The sequence below is a fragment of the Atlantibacter sp. genome (assembly GCF_032062175.1).
Taxonomy (GTDB): Bacteria; Pseudomonadota; Gammaproteobacteria; order Enterobacterales; family Enterobacteriaceae; genus Atlantibacter.
In genome coordinates, this window is record NZ_DAMBQK010000015.1 from 69,381 (window position 1) to 90,657 (window position 21,277).

A 21,277-nucleotide genomic window follows, 5' to 3' on the forward strand; every position below is an offset into this window, starting at 1 on the left:
CCGCCACTCAATTCGCGTTGGCCCGTACGATATCGTTGATAAGCGTATTCACGGGCTCAAGGCTAATCTCACGGGCGTTGCTTTGGTAGACGGGCTCAGAGCGGGTCTGGCTTGCCAGTACCTGGCCATCACGGTTGCTGGTGTTGACTTCCACCAGCGTGGAAAGGCCGATACGCAGTGGATGCTGTTCCAGCTGTTTGGCGTCGATTTCAATGCGCACTGGTAAGCGCTGAACCACTTTGATCCAGTTGCCGGTCGCGTTTTGCGCAGGCAGCAGCGAGAACGCGCTGCCGGTGCCCATATCCAGGCCGACCACTTTACCGGTGTATTTCACCTCGTCGCCGTAGATATCGCTCACTACCGTAGCCGCCTGGCCGATACGCATATGCGCCAGCTGGGTCTCTTTGAAGTTAGCGTCCACCCACAGATTGGAGGCGGGCACCACTGCCATCAACGGCGTGGTCGGGCTGATTTGCGCGCCTGGCTGCACGGCACGGCGTGAAACATAACCGGTGATTGGGCTGACGATTTTGGTACGTTCCAGCGCCAGCCAGGCGTTACGCACTTCGGTCGCCGCCTGTTTCACCGCGGGCTGGTCTTCCAGTTTGGTCCCCAGCACCATCGCCTGATTGGCGTTGTACTGTTGGATTGCCACATCCAGCTGCGCCTGGGCGCTGGTCACTGCATCACGGGCGTGTTGCAGTTCTTCACGACCAATCAAATTGGCGCTACCCAGCGGAATACGACGGTTTAAGTCACTTTGCGCCTGGGCCAGTGCGGTTTTCTGCACCTCGATACTGGCCTGATACTGCTTGCTGTTGATCATTAGCTGATGCGTTTGACGCACGCTGGAGGCCAGCTCGGTCTGCGCTTTTTCAAACGCCTGCTGCGCGTCAACCGGGTCAAGCGTCACCAGCACATCGCCCTGTTTCACGAAGTCGGTGTTGTCTGCCCAGACTTGAGTGACGCTGCCAGAGACCTGCGCCATGATCTGTACCTGATTCCCTGCCACATACGCATCGTCGGTTTCTTCGTAATGACGCAGTACTAAAAACCAATAAATGCCATATGCCACTGCCAGAATAATAAAGAGCAACGTCAATAAGATAAGCAGGCTTTTACGTTTGCCTTTCTTATTTACCGCTTGCTGCGGGGTCGTATTCTCCGCATTTGCGCTCATGTTTTTCTCCACGATCTTCTTATTTTCTCGTCGGCTGAGCCGACCTGTTGTCAGAAAAGGCCAGCAGTGAACTGCTGGCCTGTAACTGTAGCTTAGATGTATCGATTGGACGTTTGCGAAACGAGCGACTTACGTATTAACGCGTCGCTTCAAGGATGGTGTCGTCGGCATCCATTTGGTCCAGACGGGTCAGCAGCTTGCGGGTGATATTTTCCAGCTGCTCTTTTTCAGAAACGTCCAGGGAAGACCATAAGTGTTGCAGGCAGTTATGCTGCGGCGGCAACACCTGGCGCAGGAACTCCTGGCCTTTTTCGGTTAACTGTAAATGCAGGCAACGGCGATCGTTATCGCTTTCACGGCGTTCAATCCAGCCGCGCTTTTCCAGTTCATCGGCAATGCGCGTGGCATTGGTGCGTGATGAACCCAGCGCGCAGCTCAATTCGCTTGGCTGAATGCTGTGATTTTCCTGAGACTCAAGGGTAATCAACGCCATAAACAGGGTCTCGTTAATGCCTTGCGCTTTCAGCATTTTATTGCGGTTTTCCAGCAGCTTACCCTGCATATGCATGCACAGGCGAGTCAGCAAAATTTCCTGGTAGGGGAAATCCTCGTAGCGACTGGCGCGGAATTTAAGCATTTGCTCAATGGGCGTAAACGAACTATCCATCAGGTATGACCTCATTAATTGCAGTCGATATAGTAACGACGGTAACAAATAATGTAAATGTATTATTTATTTTAACGAATATGGGAACGCTATATTACCGTCAACAATTTCCAGGCTATTCCATAGCCCAGCGCACTCAACAGCGTCGGGATAATGATGCTGCGAGTTTTGTAAAAACTTATGCCCAGGACCGCGAAACCAATCAGCGTTGGTAAGAGTCGGCGGGCGTCATGAACGATTTCCGGCACGCTGGAGACCACCAGCAAGGCGCAAATCGACGCAATGCCGATGGTGTCGAGCAGAACGCCGGTTGCACCGCGCTTTGCCGGCCGCACACTCCCGGCGCGCACCCGCAGCGGCAGGTAGCGAAACAGATAGTTGACCAGGCCAACCAGCAGGCCGAGCAGCAGGACGTCAGTACGCATCGCGGCTTCTTCTCATAGGCTCAATCACCGCGACCAGGCAACCGCAGACAATACCCGCCAGAATCGCCACCGGGATGGAAAACAGCGTCACGCCCAGCACCGCGCCGGTCAGCGAAGCCGCGACGCTTAACGACTGGGCGCGCTGAAATGACACCAGCAGGAAACTCATAAACAGCGCGGGCAGCATAAAGCTCATCGCCGCTTCAATGGCCGGGTAGCCCTCCAGCAAACCATTACCGGCGTAAGCGCCCACCAGCGTCCCTGTCACCCAAGAGAGCCACGAGCAGAAGGCGATGCCGATCATCCAGTTTTCGCTCCAGCGGCGGTTGTCGCGCACCAGTTTAGCGGTGGCGGCGGCGAACACTTCATCGGTCAGGCCAAACGCCCACAATGCGGTTTTTGGTTTTTTAAGCGAGCGGATAATGCGGCTTTGCAGGGAAGGGCCATACAGCACATGGCGCACGTCCATTGCCATCACGGTCAGCGCGGCGATCCACAACGAACTGCCGGCGGCGAGCATCGCGGTAATCACAAACTGGCTTGCGCCCGCGTAAATAATGCAGGAGAAAAAAAGGCTTTCGAGGGGGGTAAATCCAAGACGGGTGGCATTCATTCCAAACGCGAATGCCACCGGCAAGTAGCTGATAACGATCGGCAGGCTATCTTTCACGCCTTCCCACAATGAGGCTTCATTGCTGGGATGGGTATCGGTGACGGCGGCAGGACTGTCCATATTTGTAATTAATTTAGTTAGCTACGGTAAAATCACTGGGATGAATAGATCCTGTTAACCTTAACAGAGACTTAACCGCCTTAACACCCTTAAGCACAATTGGATAAGTAAAGCCGCCCGCTTTTATCCCTGACCGTTATGGCGGTGATAACCTTTCCACCACACCAGTAAATTCAGAAGCGCCACGGTCGCGCCCGCAATACACACCCCGTTCCAGCCGGCATGTTGATAGGCTGAGGCGGAAATTAACGAGCCCGCCGCGCCGCCGATAAAATAGCTGGTCATATAGCCTGCGGTAAGACGGTTACGGGCATCGGGATGGATGCGGTAAATCACGCTCTGGTTGGTGATGTGCACGCCCTGCACCGTCAGGTCGAGCACCAGAATGCCGATAATCAGCGCCAGTACCGAGGCCTGGCCGAGAGCGATGGCAATCCACGACAGCAGCAACAGCACCAGCCCGGCGGTGGTGGTGAGATGCGATTTGCCTTTATCCGCCAGGCCGCCCGCCGGACGCGCGCCTAACGCGCCCGCTGCGCCTGCCAGGCCAAACAGCCCGATGGTGCCTTCGGAGAAGTTAAACGGTGGCGCGGCCAGCAGAAACGCCATCGAGGTCCAGAGAATGCTGAAGTTGGCGAAGGTCAGGCAGCCGAGCGCCGCGCGGGTGCGTAGCAGTTTATCGTGGATAAACAGCGTGAATACCGAGCGCAATAGCTGCGGGTAATTCAGGTGGGTCTGGGGCTTCGCCACCGGCAGGCCGCGCCACAGGGCAATCGCCATCAGCGCCATCAGCACCGAGGCTACCCAGTAAACGGTGCGCCAGCCGCCGAGATTCGCCAGCAATCCCGCAACGGTACGCGCCAGCAAAATCCCCAATAGCAGGCCACTCATAATGGTGCCGACCACTTTACCGCGTTTGTCCGGGCTGGCGAGGGTCGCGGCCAGCGGCACCAGAATTTGCGCCACTACCGAAAACAGCCCGGTGAGCGCGGTGCCCAGAATCATCATCCACAGGGAATGGCTGCTGGCGGTGATCAGCATCCCGCCGGCTGCCAGGAGAGTCATTGAGACAATCAGGGTGCGCCGTTCAAACATATCGCCGAGCGGCACCAGGAACAGTAAGCCTGCCGCGTAGCCCAACTGGGCAGCGGTCACGATAAACCCGGCCTGGTTGACCGACAGGTCAAACGCGGTGGCGATGGTATCGAGCAATGGTTGCGCATAGTAGTTGCTGGCTACCGCGAGGCCGGTAGCGAGGGACATCAGCGCGATGAGCGCGGGGCTAAGCCCTTGGGGTGTTTTTGTCATTATTTTGATTCAGGTTTATACGTTCTTGCCAGGCGGGCATGATAGCGCATCATTGATGGATGTTATTAAATTGTTGAGTGTCGGAATGTGCGGTGGGGGGAGGGGGGGAAGATTTTTTTTGAGAGCGGTGGAATGTTCCGTTCGCTAAGCGTTTGGGGATTTATGCGGCATGGTCATCGGCGAACGGGCAAAGGGGGATTCCGCATCCCCCTTTGCAATCCCCGCTCCCGGCCAACAAAATCGGCGGCTTCGCCGCTGCCCTCGGCTCCATCTCCTCGCTTCAGGTCGGGCGAGATACGGCATCCTGCCTTTCTCGCCCTCAGGCCCGGATTACTCGGCCCATCCATGGGCCTCGCCCCTTCGGGGCCAACGCAAGCGTTGTTCAAAAGCGCTCCCGGCGCTTTTGTCCATGCGGGCCTGACCTGGCTCGTCGATTGCGCCTCGGCGATTTTGATGCCGGACCAAAACCCACTGGCTTTGGCTTCAGTGCGGATAATTTTTATGAGGGTTACTTCTGTGCTTTTAACGCTTCGTTGATCCAGCCGTCGAATTGCTGCTGGTGGGCTTTGATCCAGCCGTCGACGTGGCCCTGGATATCGGCTTCAGAGGCTTTGCCGTCGTGCATCATGGCGTTCTGGGCATTGATATCGGCAATCGGCAGTTTCATCAGGGCGAAGAGTTTCGCCGCCGCCGGGTTTTTCTCGGCCCAGGCTTTGTTCGCCACGATGTGCATGGTGTTCACCGGGAAGCCATAGTTCGCGCCGTTCGGCAGTTTGGTGTCGATATCTTTCTGCTCGCCCGGCAGGGAGGAGAACGGCACCTGTAGCCATACCACATCTTTACCCGGTTTCAGTACGTCGCTTACCCAGTACGGCGTCCAGGTGTAGTAGAGCACCGGTTTGCCTTCTTTATAGCGGGCGATGGTGTCGGCCATCATTGCGGCGTAGTTGCCGTGATTAACGGTCACGGTGTTTTCCAGCTCGAAGGCTTTGTTCTGGTGGTTAATCACCGCTTCACAACCCCAGCCCGGCGAGCAGCCCATCATGTCGGCTTTGCCGTCACCGTTTCCGTCGAACAGTTTAGCGATTTTCGGATCTTTAAGCTGGTCGATGCGGGTAATCTTGTACTGTTCGGCGGTTTTCTTGTCGATCAGGTAACCCTGTGCCGCGCCGGTGACAAATACCCCTTCGCGATAGAATTTGTTATCGCCGCCAGCGGCTTTGTACATGTCGTCGTGCAGCGGCTGCCAGTTAACGGCAGTAAAGGTGGCGTCGCCAGAAGCAATCGAGGTGTAGCCAACGTTGTAATCGACTTCGCTGGTTTTATTCACGGTGTAGCCGAGCTTCTCCAGCGCGCGGCTCACCAGCAGCGTCTGGAACGACTCTTCGGAAATGGTGCTCTGTACCGGCTGAACGGTAATGCCTTTACCCGGCAGATTGGCGGCAAACGCAGGGGTGGAAACAAGGGTGGCAATGGCTGTGGCTAAAATCAGGCTGTGTCGCATCGTTGTTCCTTTTTTTGAGTAAAGAAGGGAAGCGGGGCGGCGAACGCCTGCCGCCCCGGAGGTACTCGCGGTTTATTTCGAGAAAGGACGGATCAGCAGGCCAATCGGCCCGGTGGCATACCAGCGGCGGTTGCCACGCGAACGGGCATCGCGGCCCATCGCCTGAGTCAGACGGTCAAGGATAATCGCGAGGATCACAATCCCCACGCCGCCTACGGTGGCCAGGCCCATATCCAGACGGCCAATGCCGCGCAGTACCATCTGGCCGAGACCGCCCACGGCGATCATCGAGGCGATCACCACCATCGAGAGCGCCAGCATCAGCGTCTGGTTCACGCCTGCCATGATGGTCGGCATCGCCAGCGGCAGCTGTACTTTAAACAGCATCTGGCGTGGGCTGGCCCCGAAGGAGCGCGACGCCTCAATCAAGTCTGCTGGTACCTGGTTGATCCCCAGAATGGTCAGACGAACCACCGGCGGCAGGGCAAAGATAATCGTCACCACCACGCCCGGCACGTTGCCGATACCAAACAGCATCACGATGGGTACCAGGTACACGAACGCGGGCGTGGTCTGCATGGCATCCAGCAGGGGGCGGATCACTTTCGCGGCACCCGGACTGCGCGCCAGCCAGATCCCCATCGGCAGGCCGATGATGATGCAGAACAGCAGGGCGGTCAGGACCAGCGCCAGGGTGATCATCGCCTGCGACCAGGCGCCAATCGCGCCGATCGCGATCAGCGAAATCAGCGTGGCTACGCCCATGCCGAGGCTGGAAATCTGCCAGGCGATCAGTGCGAACAGAATGATCGCTACCGGCGCAGGCATCCCTAACAGCAGCTGTTGGAATGCGCCGAGAATATAATCTACCGGCACGCGAATACCCTGGAACACCGGGCGGAAGTGCATTACTACCCAATCGATCCCCTGTGTGACCCAGCTGTCGAGCGGGATCAGCGTCTTGTGGAACGGATCGAGAATGTTGAAATGCTCCGGCGCGGGTGCCGGCGCGCTGGTCAGCCAGTCGGCGGCGGAGGTATCCTGCGGCGTGGCGGCAGGCGTTCCCCATGCATCGGCGGTGCTGGCCGCGCTGTCGGCAGCCTGGCTGCCGGTATCCCACGGATTGGTTTCGTTACTCATTGGTTGCCCCCTCACGATCTAATGCCTGCAACAGCACCCCTTTCGAGATGATGCCCACGTACTGTCCCTCTTCGCCGACCACCGGCACCGCACAGGGTGCCTGGCCGACAACGGACAGCAGTTCGCTGAGCGGCGTCTGGGCGTCGACGGCGGCGGGAGTGTCCAGCAGCGCGTTGTCGAGACCTGCGCCCGCAGCCAGCGCGGTTTTCAGGGAATCGATAGAGACAATGCCAACGAATTTTTGGCCGCGTTCAAGCACATAGCCGAACTCGCGATCTTCATCCTGCAAAAGTTTCAGCGCCGAGCGCGGGCCAAAGCCTGGGGTTTTGCGAATCAAGCCAACCGGCGTACGGCGGGCGATATCTTTGGCGCTAAACACCTGGCTAATATCCACGCCACGGAAGAAGGTGCGCACATAATCATTGGCCGGATTATTAAGGATTTCATCCGGCGTGCCGATTTGCACTACCTCGCCATTTTGCATAATCGCAATTCGGTCGCCAATTCGCATGGCTTCATCGAGATCGTGAGAAATAAATACAATGGTGCGCTGATGCCTGGACTGAAGCTTAATCAGCTCATCCTGCATTTCGCTGCGAATTAACGGATCGAGGGCCGAGAAGGCTTCGTCCATTAACAAAATATCCGGGTTAATCGCCAATGCGCGGGCTAATCCGACGCGCTGACGCATCCCGCCGGATAATTCATCCGGATAAGCATGGGCATAATTCTCCAGCCCAACCTGACGTAAGGCTTCCAGCGCTTTTTCCTGGCGCTCCTGTAAACCTACGCCCGCTAATTCCATGCCAAAGGCGGCATTATTTAATACCGTCATATGGGGCATCAGCGCAAATGACTGGAAAACCATCGCAATTTTCTTTTTGCGCACCTCAGAGAGCTTCGCGTCTGATATTTTGGCAATGTCTTCGCCGTCAATCAGCACCTGCCCCCGGGTGGGTTCAATCAGGCGATTGAGAAGGCGAACCATGGTTGATTTTCCTGAGCCGGATAACCCCATGATGACGAATATCTCGCCTTCTTCAATGGCCAGACTGGCGTTGATAACGCCAAGTGAAAGCCCGGTTTTTTCCAGTATTTCTTCTTTCGAAAGGCCTTTATCAATATATTTAAAGGCGCGCTGTGGATTTTCTCCAAATATTTTATACAGATTCTTAATTTCTAATTTAATTGCCATGCAATGGTCGTGGTCCTGTTATTTATCGATAACGGTTTCATTCCTGCAGGAAATAATGAACGGACATTACCCTAACACACTCTCAATCTGAGGCAACCCTTGCTATCCCGCATGGGAGGCCAATAACAGCAAGCGAATGGCGCGCATTTCCCATGATATAAGGGCTGAGCGGCAATCGAAAAAAATGAATATTTTTTGATTTTGATAGCCAATTTGCCGGTGAAAGCGATGCTTTCGGCAGGCTTATTTATCAATAATGCGCCAGGGGTTATTCCTGATTGTCGGCAGTAATGCGAGGGTAATCACAAAAGGAAACGCACGCTCATCAGAATATATTTTGCGTGCGTTTTTAGGTGTCATAAAAATGTCAAAAACCGGTCAGAAATCCCAGTCGTCGTCCTCGGTTTCCACCGCTTTTCCCATCACATAAGATGAGCCGGAGCCGGAGAAAAAGTCGTGGTTTTCATCGGCGTTAGGCGACAGCGCGGCGAGGATCGCCGGGTTAACGTCCGCCATTTCCGGCGGGAACAGCGCCTCGTAGCCAAGATTCATTAATGCTTTGTTGGCGTTGTAACACAGGAAAGCGTTGACGTCGTCCACCCAACCCACGTCGCCGTACAGTTCGCGGGTATAAACCGTTTCGTTTTCATACAGATCCATCATCAAATCCAGCGCGCAATGCTTGAGTGACTCGCGGGTGGCGGCGTCCTGGCCGATTAATCCCTGCTGATATTTGTAGCCGATGTAATACCCGTGTACCGCTTCGTCGCGGATGATCAGGCGGATCAAATCGGCGGTGTTGGTCAGTTTGCCCCGGCTCGACCAGTACATCGGCAGGTAGAAACCGGAGTAAAACAGAAATGATTCCAGAAACACGCTGGCGATTTTCTTTTTAAACGGACAGTCACTGCGGTAATGCGCAAGGATTAGCTGGGCTTTGTGTTGCAGCGGCGCGTTGTTCTCACTCCAGACGTAGGCGGCATCGACGTCTTTGGTCTGGCATAGCGTTGAGAAAATCGAACTGTACGAGCGGGCGTGTACCGCTTCCATAAAACAGATGTTCGACAGCACGGCTTCTTCATGGGGCGTCAGCGCGTCGGGCATCAGCGCGGGCGCGCCAACGCTGTTTTGCACCGTATCCAGCAGCGTCAGCCCGGTAAACACGCGGATGGTCAGCTGCTGTTCCTGCGGGGTGAGCGACTGCCACGCCGGAATATCATTAGAGAGCGGCACTTTTTCCGGCAGCCAGAAATTGCTGGTCAGCCGGTTCCAGACCTCAAGGTCTTTATCGTCCTGGATTTTGTTCCAGTTAATGGCGCTGATTCGGGTTAATGTCATGGCGTTATAATGCGCAGGAGACGCATCCCTCAATTTCGGTGCCTTCAAGCGCCAACTGGCGCAGGCGGATGTAGTACAGGGTTTTGATGCCCTTTTTCCAGGCGTAAATTTGCGCCTTGTTGATATCGCGGGTGGTGGCGGTATCCGGGAAAAACAGCGTTAACGACAGCCCCTGATCGACGTGGCGCGTGGCTTCGGCATAGGTGTCGATAATTTTCTCCGGCCCGATTTCGTAGGCGTCCTGATACAGCGCCACGTTGTCGTTGGTCATAAACGGCGCGGGGTAGTAAACCCGGCCCGTTTTGCCCTCTTTGCGGATCTCAATGCGCGACACGATCGGGTGAATGCTCGACGTGGCGTGGTTGATATAGGAGATCGACCCGGTCGGCGGGATAGCCTGCAAATTCTGGTTATAAATGCCGTAGCGCATCACATCGTCGCGCAACTGCTGCCACATCTCCCGGGTTGGCAGCGTAATGCCTGCCCGGTCAAACAACCGGGCGACTTTCGCCGTTTTGGGCTGCCAGTGCTGGGCCAGATATTGCGTGAAGTATTCTCCGCTGGCGTAGCGCGACTGTTCAAACCCGGCAAAGCGCGCGTTGCGCTCTTTCGCCAGCAGCATTGAAGTATGGAGCGCGTGCCAGGTGACGGTGTAGAAATAGAGATTGGTGAAGTCGAGCCCCTCCGGCGAACCGTAGGCGATGCCTTCTCGCGCCAGATAGCCGTGCAGGTTCATCTGCCCAAGCCCGATGGCGTGCGAGGCGTTGTTGCCCGCCTCCACCGATGGCACGCTGCGGATCTGGCTCATATCGGAAACTGCCGTCAGCGCCCGCACCGCCATCTCCACGGTGCGGCCAAAATTCGGGGCGTCCATAGCGTGAGCAATGTTCAGCGAGCCGAGGTTGCAGGAAATATCTTTCCCCACCGTGGCGTAATCGAGGTTTTCGTCATACTGCGACGGGCTGTTGACCTGCAAAATCTCCGAGCACAGGTTGCTCATGTTGATATGCCCGGCGATTGGGTTGGCGCGGTTGACCGTGTCTTCAAACATCAAATACGGGTAACCTGACTCAAACTGGATTTCCGCCAGCGTCTGGAAGAAATCGCGCGCGTTGATCCAGCTCTTACGCACCCGTTCATCGGCCACCAGGGTGGGGTACAGCGCGCTAATGCTGATATCCCCGAAGGCTTTGCCGTACAGCCGCTCCACGTCATAGGGCGAGAACAGCGCCATCTGCGCGTTCTGTTTAGCAAGCTGGAAGGTGATATCCGGGATCACCACACCCAGTGAGAGCGTTTTTATACGAATCTTCTCGTCGGCGTTTTCCCGTTTGGTATCCAGAAAACGCAGAATATCCGGGTGGTGGGCGTGCAAATACACCGCACCCGCACCCTGGCGCGCGCCTAACTGGTTGGCGTAAGAAAACGCGTCTTCGAGCATTTTCATCACCGGGATCACGCCCGACGACTGGTTTTCTATACGCTTAATCGGCGCCCCGGCCTCGCGTAAGTTCGACAGTAAGAAAGCCACGCCGCCGCCGCGTTTTGACAGTTGCAGCGCGGCGTTCACCGCCCGGCCAATGGACTCCATATTGTCTTCAATACGCAACAGGAAGCAGGAAACCAGCTCACCGCGCTGCTGTTTACCGCAGTTGAGGAAAGTTGGGGTAGCAGGTTGAAAACGTCCGCTGAGGATTTCATCGAGCATGGCGGTGGCCTGGCTTTCATCGCCCTGGGCCAGGGTTAACGCCACCATGCAGGCGCGATCCGGGAAGTGTTCAAGGTAGCGCTTACCATCGAAGGTTTTTAGCGTATAGCTGGTGTAAAACTTCCATGCGCCGAGAAAAGTCTGGAACTGGAAACCGGCGCTGTGGGCATGGGCGAAAAGCTGGAGGATAAAATCCTCGCTATAGCGAGTTAACACCGCCGGATCGTAGTAGTTCTCCTCGACCAGCCAACGCAGCCGCGCCTGCTGGTTGGTAAACGCCACGCTGTTTGGCAGCACGTGATGCGCCATAAACGAGGCCACCGCCTGCTTGTCTTTTTCAAACTGAATGCGGCCCTGCGGATCGTAAAGATTCAGCATGGCGTTCAGCGCATGGTAATCCGGCGTGCCAGACATCACCGGTGAATTTTCTATCGTTGCCAAAATTCGTTCACTCCCTTACGCACGTTTTCGATGTCGCGCATCGTGCCCATTAATTCGAAGCGGTAGAGATAAGGCACCTGGCATTTTTGGGCGATAACCTCACCGGCCCGGCAAAACGCCTCGCCGAAGTTACGATTACCCGCCGCGATCACGCCGCGCAGCAACATGCGGTTCTGTTCATCGTTAAGAAACTGGATAACCTGGCGCGGCACCGCGCCTTTGGTTTCGCCGCCGCCGTAGCTGGGCACCACCAGGATGTAGGGCTGGTCCACTTTTAAACGCGCTTTGCCATCAATGGCGATGCGCAGCGCCGTTAATCCCAGCCGCTCAATAAAGCGATGGGTGTTTTCGGAGCGGCTGGAAAAGTAGACCAGCTGGCTCATGCGTTCGCCGCCTGCTGTGCCGGGCGCAGCCGGTTGATCATGTCCGGGCGAAAACCGGACCAGCTCAACGCATCGGCGATCACTACCGGCAGTTGACGAAAACCCCGGGCGCGTAATTCTTCTATGGCTTCCGGTTGGGTATCCAGATTCACCAGTTCAAACTCAAGGCCCCGGCTTTCAATTGCGCGTTTGGTTGCATGGCACTGAACACAGTCGCTTCGAGTGTAAATAGTAATGCGCATGATTCGTATTTCCATCTATGATGACGCTACGTGGTGTTTCGCTGGTAGTGTCACAGGGGTTGGGTGATGTTATAGATACTAGATGTAGATTGTTTTAGATTCAACCGCACAATATATAGTTATTTTAGCTAACTCATGCCGTCACTAAACAGCGAGGCGCGGGCAGGGCATCGCCGCCCAGGAGATGGCGAATCGGTGAAAATTTAAGGTGTGGTCGTAGGGGAGGCAAAAAAAAACCCCGGCGGCTGCCAGGGCGTCTGGAGATCAGTGGGGCGATTATTTACGGCCACAGTTGAGCAGGGCACCGATAAAAATCCCCGCTGCTGCGGCGACACCAACGCTGCACCACGGGTTGCGGCGAACATACGTATCCGCGCAGCCCATCGCGTCACAGGCGGCCTGGCTAACGCCATTACGGCCACTCATCCGGGCGCGAGTTTCGCGCAGCAAAGATTTTGCTTTACGGCGTGCTGCTTCGGCTTCGTCCTTCGCATCGCTTCCCCAGGACTTCAGCACATCCTCCAGTGAGTCCGCCAGACGGCTTACATCGTCATTAATTTCCTGAACGCCATCATCAGCTTGCTTACGGTTTATTTTGTTAAACATTGTAATTCTCCAATGGGTTAGCTGTGTTTAACAGTGTAGACCAGAATTGTTTGCCGTTGAGGTGGGTCACGCCTTATGAGGCGGTTTATGGACTTTTCCGAAAGCGTTGCTAATGCTCCTTACTGTAAGGTTGGCAACGCAGTGAAAAGATGACGAGGAAAAAAAATGTATTTACGACCCGATGAGGTAGCGCGCGTTCTTGAGAAAGTGGGCTTTACCATGCAGGAGGTAACGCCGAAAACCTATGGCTATCGCCGTGGTGAAGCTTATGTTTATGTGAACCGTGAAGCGCGGATGGGCCGTACGGCATTAATTATCCACCCGACGCTGAAAGAACGCAGCCAGACCCTTGCCGAGCCGGCCTCAGAGATCAAAACCAGCGATCACTATCAGCAGTTCCCGCTGTATCTGGGTGGAGAAGCGGAACAGCACTATGGTATCCCGCATGGGTTTAGCTCCCGTATGGCACTGGAGCGCTATCTCTGCGGTTTATTCGGCGAGCCGCAGTGATTCGATTTTTGCTATGCCGCCGTTATAACTGAACGCGCGGCTGAGCTTCAGCAACCCGGAACAGGCGGCGGCAATAATCCAGGAAGTAGCCGTAGGCTGCGCCCATCAACATCGAGATCAGCGCGTTGGAACTCACCGCCGCGACCATCTGGTGCCAGTCTGCACCCACAAATAACAGAATCAATGCGTACACCGGCGACTGGAACGTAACATAGGCCAGCACGTCCGCCAGATTCTTCGCCCAACTGTTTGCACTGGCGCGTTTTGCCTGGCGAATAAAATAATCCCGGTAGATCCCATAAGGCCAGGCTATAAGTATGTTGACCGGGATAGACACCAGACGAGAAGAGAGTGACTGTTCAAAGGTCATGCCGGAGATGAAAATCTCAATAACCATCCCAACAGCAAAACAATACACCACCATAGCGAAAGTGTCCGCCGCCGCATGACGCAGGCGCGAGTGGGGCGAGAACATGTCAGCACTCCTTTGTAAAATAAGCGGTTAACGGAAAAAGGCATTATGATGGTCAATGTCGACATGCCAGTTATATGATTCGGCTTTTACGTTTTCATTAGATTATCTTGCTGGATATGAACTAACAACTAGCTATTAATTTTTATTTAATGCCTTTTTATCGATAATATTCTCTGAAATGCATGTTTTGTGCGTATCTCCCTTATAAATAATTGAGGTAATTTAAAAACAAAATAAAATCAATAAGTTAATTGTCATTTTGTTCTGGTGCTTTTAGGTTCTTTTTGGTGTGATTAAGAATTTTCGGTATGAGATGCTTTCTTAAAGGAGAATGCGGTTTTAAATAGAGCTTTTTATCATTAAAAATAGCCTTACCAGCAGGAAAAACTCAGCGTAAAGAGGCGTAAAATCGCAGTTGATCGCAGTTGAATGCATAAACAAGCATCAGGAAGGCAATTGGAGTCATTTTCAATGATCGTTCCGCCATTGCCAACGCGTGTGTAATCATTCATCACGTCAATATATTAAATATTATTAGATTTAATCGTTAATAAAACTCATTAAGAGGTTATGGAAAGCTCAGCCGGTTTGCCATATTCTTCCGTCATGATATTTAAGGATGGAAAATAATGAATTTACGCGCAGTAAGTTGGCGGCTTGCACATTTAATTGTCGAATTAGTGCATGATGCGCCTCTCAATAAAAAATTACTTTATGTTTATTTTAATGAGTTGATACACCTTAATGAAAATGAGTTGCCGGATAAACTATCCCAGGATCTCAAAAATATTAAAGCGATGTTTAGCGATCCGCTGGCGACAAGAATAGATAAATTAACTGAGCCGGAATTAATAAGCCTGGCGTCTCGCATTGTGCTGCTGTTATCTGAGATTAGCTATCATGCCGGACTACAGGCGGGGCGAGAAAGGCTGGCATTCTGAATGGTTCAATCCCAAAGCGCTTAGTTTGCGAGAAAGGGAACGGCAACAGTTATTAATCGCCATCATCGAGGTTAAAATAGTAATAATCTTAAAATGATTCTACTGAAGTACATGTAAACCTGCTCTGTATACTGCAGTGGTTATCGGTAAAGTAATGTCATCACAGTGGCGTTTTGCTAACGGCAAGCTAAACTTTGAAAAAACGATGATTTATAACCACCTGCATAATAAGGGAGTAAATATGGGTTTCTGGAGAATTGTTATTACTATTCTTTTGCCACCGCTGGGCGTGTTATTGGGTAAAGGATTCGGGATGGCTTTTATACTCAATATCATTCTTACCCTGCTTGGTTATATTCCGGGCCTGATCCACGCATTTTGGGTCCAGTCGCGCCCGTAAATATCAACGGCTCAGCATCTCGCTGGGCCGTCGTGTTTTCCCGCTCCACTTTCCGCACCCGTTAAAACGCCTTTCTACCGCTTTTTTGGTATCTATCTCTAAAATTTAGAATTTCCTTAGCGTAAATGCGCAGCAAAGGGCGATATGTCACATTTTTTATGCGCCTGACAGGGATAATTCGCGCAAACTAAAACCGATGGAGAGTGCACATGGCGTTATTTAGAAAGACGATTCTGGCGGCTTTTGTGATGGGATGCAGCAGCGCCGCGCTGGCTTTACCTCATATCACCATTCTGGCAACCGGTGGCACCATTGCGGGCGGCGGCGCGTCAGCCACCCAGTCCGCCTACAAGGCCGGTAAAGTTACGGTTGAAAACCTGGTGGAGGCAGTACCTGAATTAAAGACCATTGCCCAAATCAAAGGGGAGCAGGTCGTCAGCATCGGCTCTCAGGATATGAATGACGACGTCTGGTTAACGCTGGCGAAGAAAATCAACAGCGACTGCGATAACACGGATGGCTTCGTGATTACTCACGGCACCGACACCATGGAGGAAACGGCGTACTTCCTGGATTTGACGGTGAAATGCAACAAGCCGGTCGTGATGGTAGGCGCTATGCGCCCTTCGACGGCCATGAGCGCCGATGGCCCCTTTAATCTGTATAACGCCGTGATTACCGCCGCCGATCCGCAATCCGCTAATCGTGGGGTGCTGGTGGCGATGAACGATACGGTGCTCGATGGCCGTGACGTGACCAAAACCAACACTACCGATGTCGCCACATTCCGGGGCGTCAACTTCGGCCCGTTAGGTTATATCCATAACGGTAAAGTCGACTACCAGCGTGCTCCGGCCCGTAAGCACACAACTCACACGCCTTTTAACGTCAACAATCTGACGGAACTGCCCAAAGTGGGGATTGTTTATAACTACGCTAACGCCTCGGACCTGCCGGTGAAAGCGCTGGTGGAGGGCGGTTATAAAGGCATCGTCAGCGCAGGCGTGGGTAACGGTAATCTGTATAAAACTGTGTTCGATAGCCTGGCGACCGCTGCGCATAACGGCATCGCCGTGGTGCGTTCATCGCGTGTGCCGACGGGTTCCACGACCCAGGATGCCGAAGTGGATGACGCCAAATACGGTTTTGTTGCCTCCGGTACGTTGAATCCGCAAAAAGCGCGCGTTTTGCTGCAACTGGCATTGACGCAAACCAGCGATCCGCAACAGATCCAGACCATGTTTAATCAGTACTGATTTTCAGCGGAGCCTGGCTTCAGGCTCCGCCGTTTTAAGCGAGACGCTGAAACATCAGGAAATAGTTGATAAAACCGCCAGATGAAAATAGTTCTTGCTAAACTATTCTACGCCTGTATTATTGCCCTCGGTTTGTCAGACAGACCTTATGAAAGCAGTTTTAGTAAAGCAGTCCTCAGTTAGAGCGTTATCTTTGATACCCCTTCTCGTGAGTCTCCTCCTAAGCTTCTAAATAAGTTAATTCTGCAACGCGAGCCACGATATCCGCATCGAGCGGCAATATAATTTTTCGAGGAAGTATCAATGTCTAATAAAATGACTGGTTTAGTAAAATGGTTCAACGCTGATAAAGGTTTCGGCTTCATCACTCCTGACAACGGCGGCAAAGACGTGTTCGTACACTTCTCCGCAATCCAGACTAACGGCTTTAAAGTTCTGGAAGACAACCAGAAAGTAGAATTCTCTATCGAGAACGGCGCTAAAGGCCCGGCTGCTGCGAACGTTGTTGTTCTGTAAGTGCTGAATCTCTCGCTTGATTTACGATAGCGAAGACGGTTTAACCCGAGCAGTTAAATAAAGCGATAAAACCCGCCACTGAGCGGGTTTTTTTATGTCTGAACCCTTCTCTGGTATCCTTTCATCCACACAAAATTAAGGATGAATATGATTACCACCGTAACCCCGCAAGAATTTCCCTCCCTTATCCCTGTCTGGGAAAGCGCAGTGCGCGCCACCCATCATTTTCTTACTGAACAAGACATTGCCGCGTTACGCACACAAATCCCCGACTATTTCCCGATGGTGACATTACGCGTCTGGCGCGATCCGCAAGGCCAAATCCAGGGTTTTGTCGGCCTTGCGGGCGAGGCGATTGAAATGCTGTTTATTCATGCCAGCAGCCGGGGAAAGGGAATCGGCCGCGCGTTATTGACGTGGGCGGTTGAGCAGGGCGCAAACCAGTTGGACGTAAATGAACAAAACCCACAGGCGCTGGCGTTCTATCAACACTGCGGCTTCGAGGTGGTTGGGCGCTCCGCACTGGATGGTCAGGGTCGCCCTTTTCCGCTTTTGCATATGCGTTATGTGAAGCCCCGTTAAAAAAATATCCTGGCGCAGGATGCTGCCGCGATAGGTTCTCTGTAATGCTTTTCTCTGCAATCGAAGCAATAACCCGTGGATAACCGGGTTATTTGCATTTATCACCCGATTATTCTTTTTCACTCCTTTCCCCTGACTCCCCGCCAGGGGACAGCAACGCTTGCCATGAGAAAGTAAATGCGTACAATTCTCATTTGCTTTTGAGTGCGAGGGGTGCGCCTCACCATTCGCTCCGATAAAGCAGTCAAACCATTAAAAACATGACCGGTATTACTCAACCGTGTGCTGAAAGCGGTTGAGTAATAACCGGTTAACTCGACATCTTCCTGTTCTGGCGCTTATCGCCTGCGGTTAATCCTCCGCGTCAGGATGGTTAGCAAGGAGCTTTCATTGAAAATCAAACACACTCTGCTGGCGCTTGCCGTTGCCGCGTCTTTGGCAAGCTGCGCCGCGCATAAAGCGCAACCCACCCAAACCGCCGCCGCGCCTGCCGCTGAGAAAAATCAAAACGTCCAGCAGCGCGAGCTGGCGAATGGCCTGTATGAAATGGTTATTAACCCGGCGGGCGATGCGCTGTATGTCGCCAGCGCGTTAAGTTTCAAAGATGTGCAGGGCGGTGCGGTTTACAAGCTCGATCCCAGGACGTTGAAAACTATCGGTGAAGCCCATACCGATTTGAAAAATTTCGGCGCGGCGATTTCTCCTGACGGCAGCACGCTTTACGTCACCAACTCCCTGGACGGCGGCATCAGCGCGCTGGACACCGCCACCGGCAAAGTAAAAACCCGTACGCTGTTCAAAGAGCGCAATAAAGAAGGCTTCCCTTACGGCGCGCGTGAAATCCTGCTGCATGATGGCCTGCTGTACGTCGGCGGTGTTGCCGATCCGGCAGTGATCTGGGTGGTTGACGCCAACACCATGAAGCTGAAAAAACGCATCGATAACGCAGGAAAATGGGTCACCGGCCTGCATTACTCCGAACAGACTCAGCGTCTGTATGCCGCTAACGGCGGCGGCGAAATCCTGGTGATCAACCCGAAAACGCAGCGCATCGAAAAGCGTTGGGCACCGCTCGGCGTGGATAACGCGCTGCTGCTGAACATGGCGGAAGATCCTGAAACGGGTCGTCTGTTCGTTACCGATAATTCCAAAGCCAAAACCACCCTGGTACTGGATATCCATACCGGCAACGTGATCAAACAGCTGGATACCGGCGATACCCTGGGCGTGAAATTCAATCCGAAGCGCAACGAGATTTACCTTTCCCAGCGCGAAAGCGGAAAAGTACGGGTGCTGGACGCGACCCGTTACACGGTGAAAAAACAGTTCGATCTGCCGCCGCATCCGAACAGCCTGCTGCTTTCCGCCGACGGGCAAACTCTGTACGTCACTGTCAAACAGGGCTTTAACAAGGATCACTCCACTACAGGCCCGGACAGCATTGTGCGGATCGCGCTCAATCAATAAACCGCTCCGTTAACGGGCATTCTCTTTTGCATTTTTTTGAGTCACCAGGTATGAACATAAAAACGAAAACACTACTGGCGCTGGCGATTGGCGCCACTGTTCAGGGCGCACCCTCCGCTGAAACCGTGAAAAAAAGTCAGGAAGACACCATGGTGGTCCAGGCCACCGGGAACGACTTTACACCCGGCGGCGACGAACTGGTCCCGGCTTTCCTTGACGGCCAAATGGCCAATGGCGGGCGGCTGGGGATGTTGGGTGAACAGAATGCCCTGGACGTGCCCTTTAACATCATCGGCTATACCTCAAAGCTGATTGAAGATCAGCAGGCGAAAACCATCGCCGACGTGGTCAGCAACGACGCGGGTGTTCAAAACGTGCAGGGTTACGGCAACTATGCCGAAACCTACCGTATTCGCGGCTTTAAGCTGGATGGCGATGACATGACGTTCGGCGGCCTGGCGGGCGTGGTGCCGCGCCAGGTGGTAGATGCCGCCATGCTGGAGCGCGTGGAAATCTTTAAAGGCGCTAACGCGCTGGTTAACGGCGCGGCCTCATCCGGCGTGGGCGGGATGATCAACCTGGAGCCGAAACACGCCACCGATACGCCGGTGACCCGCGTCGGCGTGGATTACACCTCGGCATCCCAGGTCGGCGGCTCGCTGGATCTTGGCCGTCGCTTCGGCGATAGCAATCAGTTCGGCGCGCGGGTTAACCTGCTGCATCGCGAAGGCGAAAGCCCGATTGAAGACGACAAACGCCGCACCACGCTGGCCTCGATTGGTCTGGATTACAAAGGCGACCGCCTGCGCAGTTCACTGGACGTGGGCTACCAGAAAAAAACGTTCCACGGCGGCACCGTGGGCGTCAATATCAGCGCCGTGGATTTCATTCCCGATCCGCCGCGTAATACCAGCAACTACGCCCAGCAGTGGGGCTACAGCAATATCGAAAACGAGTTCGGTCTGGCGCGCGCCGAATACGATCTGACCGATAACTGGACCACTTACCTCGGGTTCGGTATGCAGCACGGTCGTGAAACCGGGATCTACAGTTCGCCGAAAATCAATAACGTTAACGGCAACGCGACGATTGGCCGTCTGGATACCAACGCCATCCACGATTCTTATAGCGGCATGGGCGGTATTCGCGGCAATTTCGACACCGGATTCGTTTCTCATAAGGTCAACGTTGGCTACTCCGCGCTGCTGCGCCGCGACAATATCGCCTGGGCGATGCTCTCGAAAAACCCGGCGGTACCGGTCAATATCTACGATCCGCAAGATGTGCCGATGCCGGATGCCGATCTGAAAGGCGGTAATTACAGCGATCCGCTCACCACCGGGCGCACCCGTACACAGGGCTGGCTGCTGAGCGATACTCTGGGTGTGCTGGACGACAAGCTGTTGCTGACCCTGGGTGCGCGTCATCAGAAAGTGGCGGTGCGCAACTACAGCAACACGACCGGTGCGGAAACCGCCAACTCGCGCTACGATCAGAGCCGCTGGATGCCGACTTACGGCCTGGTGTACAAAGCCTGGGATGAAGTCTCTTTCTACGCCAACCATACCGAAGCGCTTCAGCCGGGCCAGGCCGCGCCGAAAGGCACCTCTAACTACGGCGAGAGCACCGATATCGTGCACTCGAAGCAGAACGAAGTGGGCGTGAAAATGGACTATGGCCGCATCGGCGGCTCACTGGCGCTGTATGAAATCAAGAAGCCGTCGGGCTTTAACGTTGCCTCCAGCGATCCCAACGCGCTGCCGACCTGGAAAATGGATGGCGAACAGCGTAACCGCGGCATTGAGCTGAACGTATTCGGCGAACCGATGCTGGGCCTGCGCCTTAACGGCAGCGCTACCTGGATTGATGCCGAACTGACCAAAACCCAGAATGGCGTTAATAAAGGCAATGACCCAATCGGCATCCCGTCATACGTGATGGTGCTGGGCGCGGAATACGACATCCAGCCGGTTCAGGGGCTGACCGCCACGGCGCGCGTTAACCGTTCCGGTTCGCAGTACGCCAACGCGGCGAACACCAAAAAACTCGACGCCTACACCACGCTGGATTTAGGCGTTCGCTACAAAATGCAGTTGAATCAGGATCGCAACGAAATGAACTTGCGCGTGGGCGTGGATAACGTCACCAACGAAAACTACTGGTCGAGCGTGGATGATGGCGGCACGTATATCTTCCAGGGCGAACCGCGCACCCTGAAAGTGTCGATGAGCTACGACTTCTGATCGCCAAAAAAACCAGG

Annotated in this window: 21 protein-coding genes and 1 pseudogene; 8 read left to right on the plus strand and 14 right to left on the minus strand. The window is 54.2% G+C overall.

Annotated elements, in window-relative coordinates; genetic code table 11:
- Positions 1 to 7: 7 nt before the first annotated feature.
- From emrA to RT120_RS14265, 13 genes and pseudogenes are all read right to left on the minus strand, one after another.
- On the minus strand, positions 8 to 1,180 hold the full coding sequence (gene emrA, locus RT120_RS14205; protein ID WP_312983472.1) for a multidrug efflux MFS transporter periplasmic adaptor subunit EmrA: 1,173 nt from the start codon (positions 1,178 to 1,180) through the stop codon (positions 8 to 10).
- A gap of 136 nt (positions 1,181 to 1,316) precedes the next feature.
- The gene (mprA, locus tag RT120_RS14210; RefSeq protein ID WP_165462729.1) at positions 1,317 to 1,847 is read right to left on the minus strand and encodes a transcriptional repressor MprA; all 531 of its coding nucleotides are present in this window, start codon (positions 1,845 to 1,847) and stop codon (positions 1,317 to 1,319) included.
- Positions 1,848 to 1,936: 89 nt separating this feature from the next.
- A complete protein-coding gene (gene ygaH / locus RT120_RS14215; protein WP_220266421.1) occupies positions 1,937 to 2,272 on the minus strand; it encodes an L-valine transporter subunit YgaH in 336 nt (111 codons plus the stop codon).
- Positions 2,262 to 2,995, minus strand: a pseudogene (locus RT120_RS14220) (AzlC family ABC transporter permease). Before RT120_RS14220 ends, ygaH begins: the two are co-directional and overlap by 11 nt.
- Before the next feature lie 133 nt (positions 2,996 to 3,128).
- Positions 3,129 to 4,313 (minus strand): MFS transporter, encoded by a 1,185-nt coding sequence (locus RT120_RS14225; RefSeq protein ID WP_312983477.1) that lies wholly within the window; start codon positions 4,311 to 4,313, stop codon positions 3,129 to 3,131.
- 508 nt (positions 4,314 to 4,821) lie between these two features.
- The gene (gene proX / locus RT120_RS14230) at positions 4,822 to 5,817 is read right to left on the minus strand and encodes a glycine betaine/L-proline ABC transporter substrate-binding protein ProX (protein ID WP_312983479.1); all 996 of its coding nucleotides are present in this window, start codon (positions 5,815 to 5,817) and stop codon (positions 4,822 to 4,824) included.
- A gap of 72 nt (positions 5,818 to 5,889) precedes the next feature.
- Complete coding sequence (proW, locus tag RT120_RS14235) at positions 5,890 to 6,957, minus strand: glycine betaine/L-proline ABC transporter permease ProW (RefSeq protein ID WP_312983482.1); 1,068 nt, start codon at positions 6,955 to 6,957, stop codon at positions 5,890 to 5,892.
- Positions 6,950 to 8,152, minus strand: coding sequence for a glycine betaine/L-proline ABC transporter ATP-binding protein ProV (gene proV / locus RT120_RS14240; protein WP_312983484.1), 1,203 nt, complete (start codon positions 8,150 to 8,152; stop codon positions 6,950 to 6,952). Before proV ends, proW begins: the two co-directional genes overlap by 8 nt.
- A gap of 378 nt (positions 8,153 to 8,530) precedes the next feature.
- Entirely contained in the window at positions 8,531 to 9,490 is a 960-nt protein-coding gene (gene nrdF / locus RT120_RS14245) for a class 1b ribonucleoside-diphosphate reductase subunit beta (protein WP_312983485.1), read from the minus strand.
- Positions 9,491 to 9,494: 4 nt separating this feature from the next.
- The gene (nrdE, locus tag RT120_RS14250) at positions 9,495 to 11,612 is read right to left on the minus strand and encodes a class 1b ribonucleoside-diphosphate reductase subunit alpha (protein ID WP_312983546.1); all 2,118 of its coding nucleotides are present in this window, start codon (positions 11,610 to 11,612) and stop codon (positions 9,495 to 9,497) included.
- A gap of 14 nt (positions 11,613 to 11,626) precedes the next feature.
- Positions 11,627 to 12,022, minus strand: a complete 396-nt coding sequence (gene nrdI, locus RT120_RS14255) for a class Ib ribonucleoside-diphosphate reductase assembly flavoprotein NrdI (protein WP_312983487.1) — start codon at positions 12,020 to 12,022, stop codon at positions 11,627 to 11,629.
- A complete protein-coding gene (gene nrdH / locus RT120_RS14260; RefSeq protein ID WP_312983489.1) occupies positions 12,019 to 12,264 on the minus strand; it encodes a glutaredoxin-like protein NrdH in 246 nt (81 codons plus the stop codon). The genes nrdI and nrdH overlap by 4 nt, the downstream gene beginning before the upstream one ends.
- Positions 12,265 to 12,540: 276 nt before the next feature.
- Entirely contained in the window at positions 12,541 to 12,870 is a 330-nt protein-coding gene (locus RT120_RS14265) for a DUF883 family protein (protein WP_312983490.1), read from the minus strand.
- A 165-nt stretch (positions 12,871 to 13,035) separates the two neighbouring features.
- Here RT120_RS14265 and RT120_RS14270 point away from each other — a divergent pair, with 165 nt between their 5' ends.
- A complete protein-coding gene (locus tag RT120_RS14270; RefSeq protein WP_312983492.1) occupies positions 13,036 to 13,380 on the plus strand; it encodes a DUF2002 family protein in 345 nt (114 codons plus the stop codon).
- A 22-nt stretch (positions 13,381 to 13,402) separates the two neighbouring features.
- Here RT120_RS14270 and RT120_RS14275 read toward each other — a convergent pair whose 3' ends face one another.
- Entirely contained in the window at positions 13,403 to 13,855 is a 453-nt protein-coding gene (locus RT120_RS14275; RefSeq protein WP_312983494.1) for an L-alanine exporter AlaE, read from the minus strand.
- 629 nt (positions 13,856 to 14,484) lie between these two features.
- Between RT120_RS14275 and RT120_RS14280 the strand changes: the two genes are divergently transcribed.
- The 7 genes from RT120_RS14280 to RT120_RS14310 all read left to right on the plus strand — a co-directional run bounded on the left by RT120_RS14280 (position 14,485) and on the right by RT120_RS14310 (position 21,260).
- A complete protein-coding gene (locus RT120_RS14280; protein ID WP_312983496.1) occupies positions 14,485 to 14,796 on the plus strand; it encodes a hypothetical protein in 312 nt (103 codons plus the stop codon).
- A 241-nt stretch (positions 14,797 to 15,037) separates the two neighbouring features.
- Positions 15,038 to 15,196 (plus strand): YqaE/Pmp3 family membrane protein, encoded by a 159-nt coding sequence (locus RT120_RS14285; RefSeq protein WP_125294917.1) that lies wholly within the window; start codon positions 15,038 to 15,040, stop codon positions 15,194 to 15,196.
- Positions 15,197 to 15,405: 209 nt separating this feature from the next.
- The gene (ansB, locus tag RT120_RS14290; RefSeq protein ID WP_312983499.1) at positions 15,406 to 16,452 is read left to right on the plus strand and encodes an L-asparaginase 2; all 1,047 of its coding nucleotides are present in this window, start codon (positions 15,406 to 15,408) and stop codon (positions 16,450 to 16,452) included.
- Positions 16,453 to 16,755: 303 nt separating this feature from the next.
- A complete protein-coding gene (gene cspG, locus RT120_RS14295; protein WP_125294852.1) occupies positions 16,756 to 16,968 on the plus strand; it encodes a cold shock protein CspG in 213 nt (70 codons plus the stop codon).
- Between the two features lie 147 nt (positions 16,969 to 17,115).
- Positions 17,116 to 17,550, plus strand: a complete 435-nt coding sequence (locus tag RT120_RS14300) for a GNAT family N-acetyltransferase (protein WP_312983502.1) — start codon at positions 17,116 to 17,118, stop codon at positions 17,548 to 17,550.
- Positions 17,551 to 17,940: 390 nt separating this feature from the next.
- The gene (locus tag RT120_RS14305; protein ID WP_312983505.1) at positions 17,941 to 19,017 is read left to right on the plus strand and encodes a YncE family protein; all 1,077 of its coding nucleotides are present in this window, start codon (positions 17,941 to 17,943) and stop codon (positions 19,015 to 19,017) included.
- A gap of 50 nt (positions 19,018 to 19,067) precedes the next feature.
- Positions 19,068 to 21,260 carry a TonB-dependent siderophore receptor gene (locus RT120_RS14310; protein WP_312983507.1) on the plus strand — a complete coding sequence of 731 codons (2,193 nt, stop codon included), beginning with the start codon at positions 19,068 to 19,070 and terminating at the stop codon, positions 21,258 to 21,260.
- Positions 21,261 to 21,277: the final 17 nt, after the last annotated feature.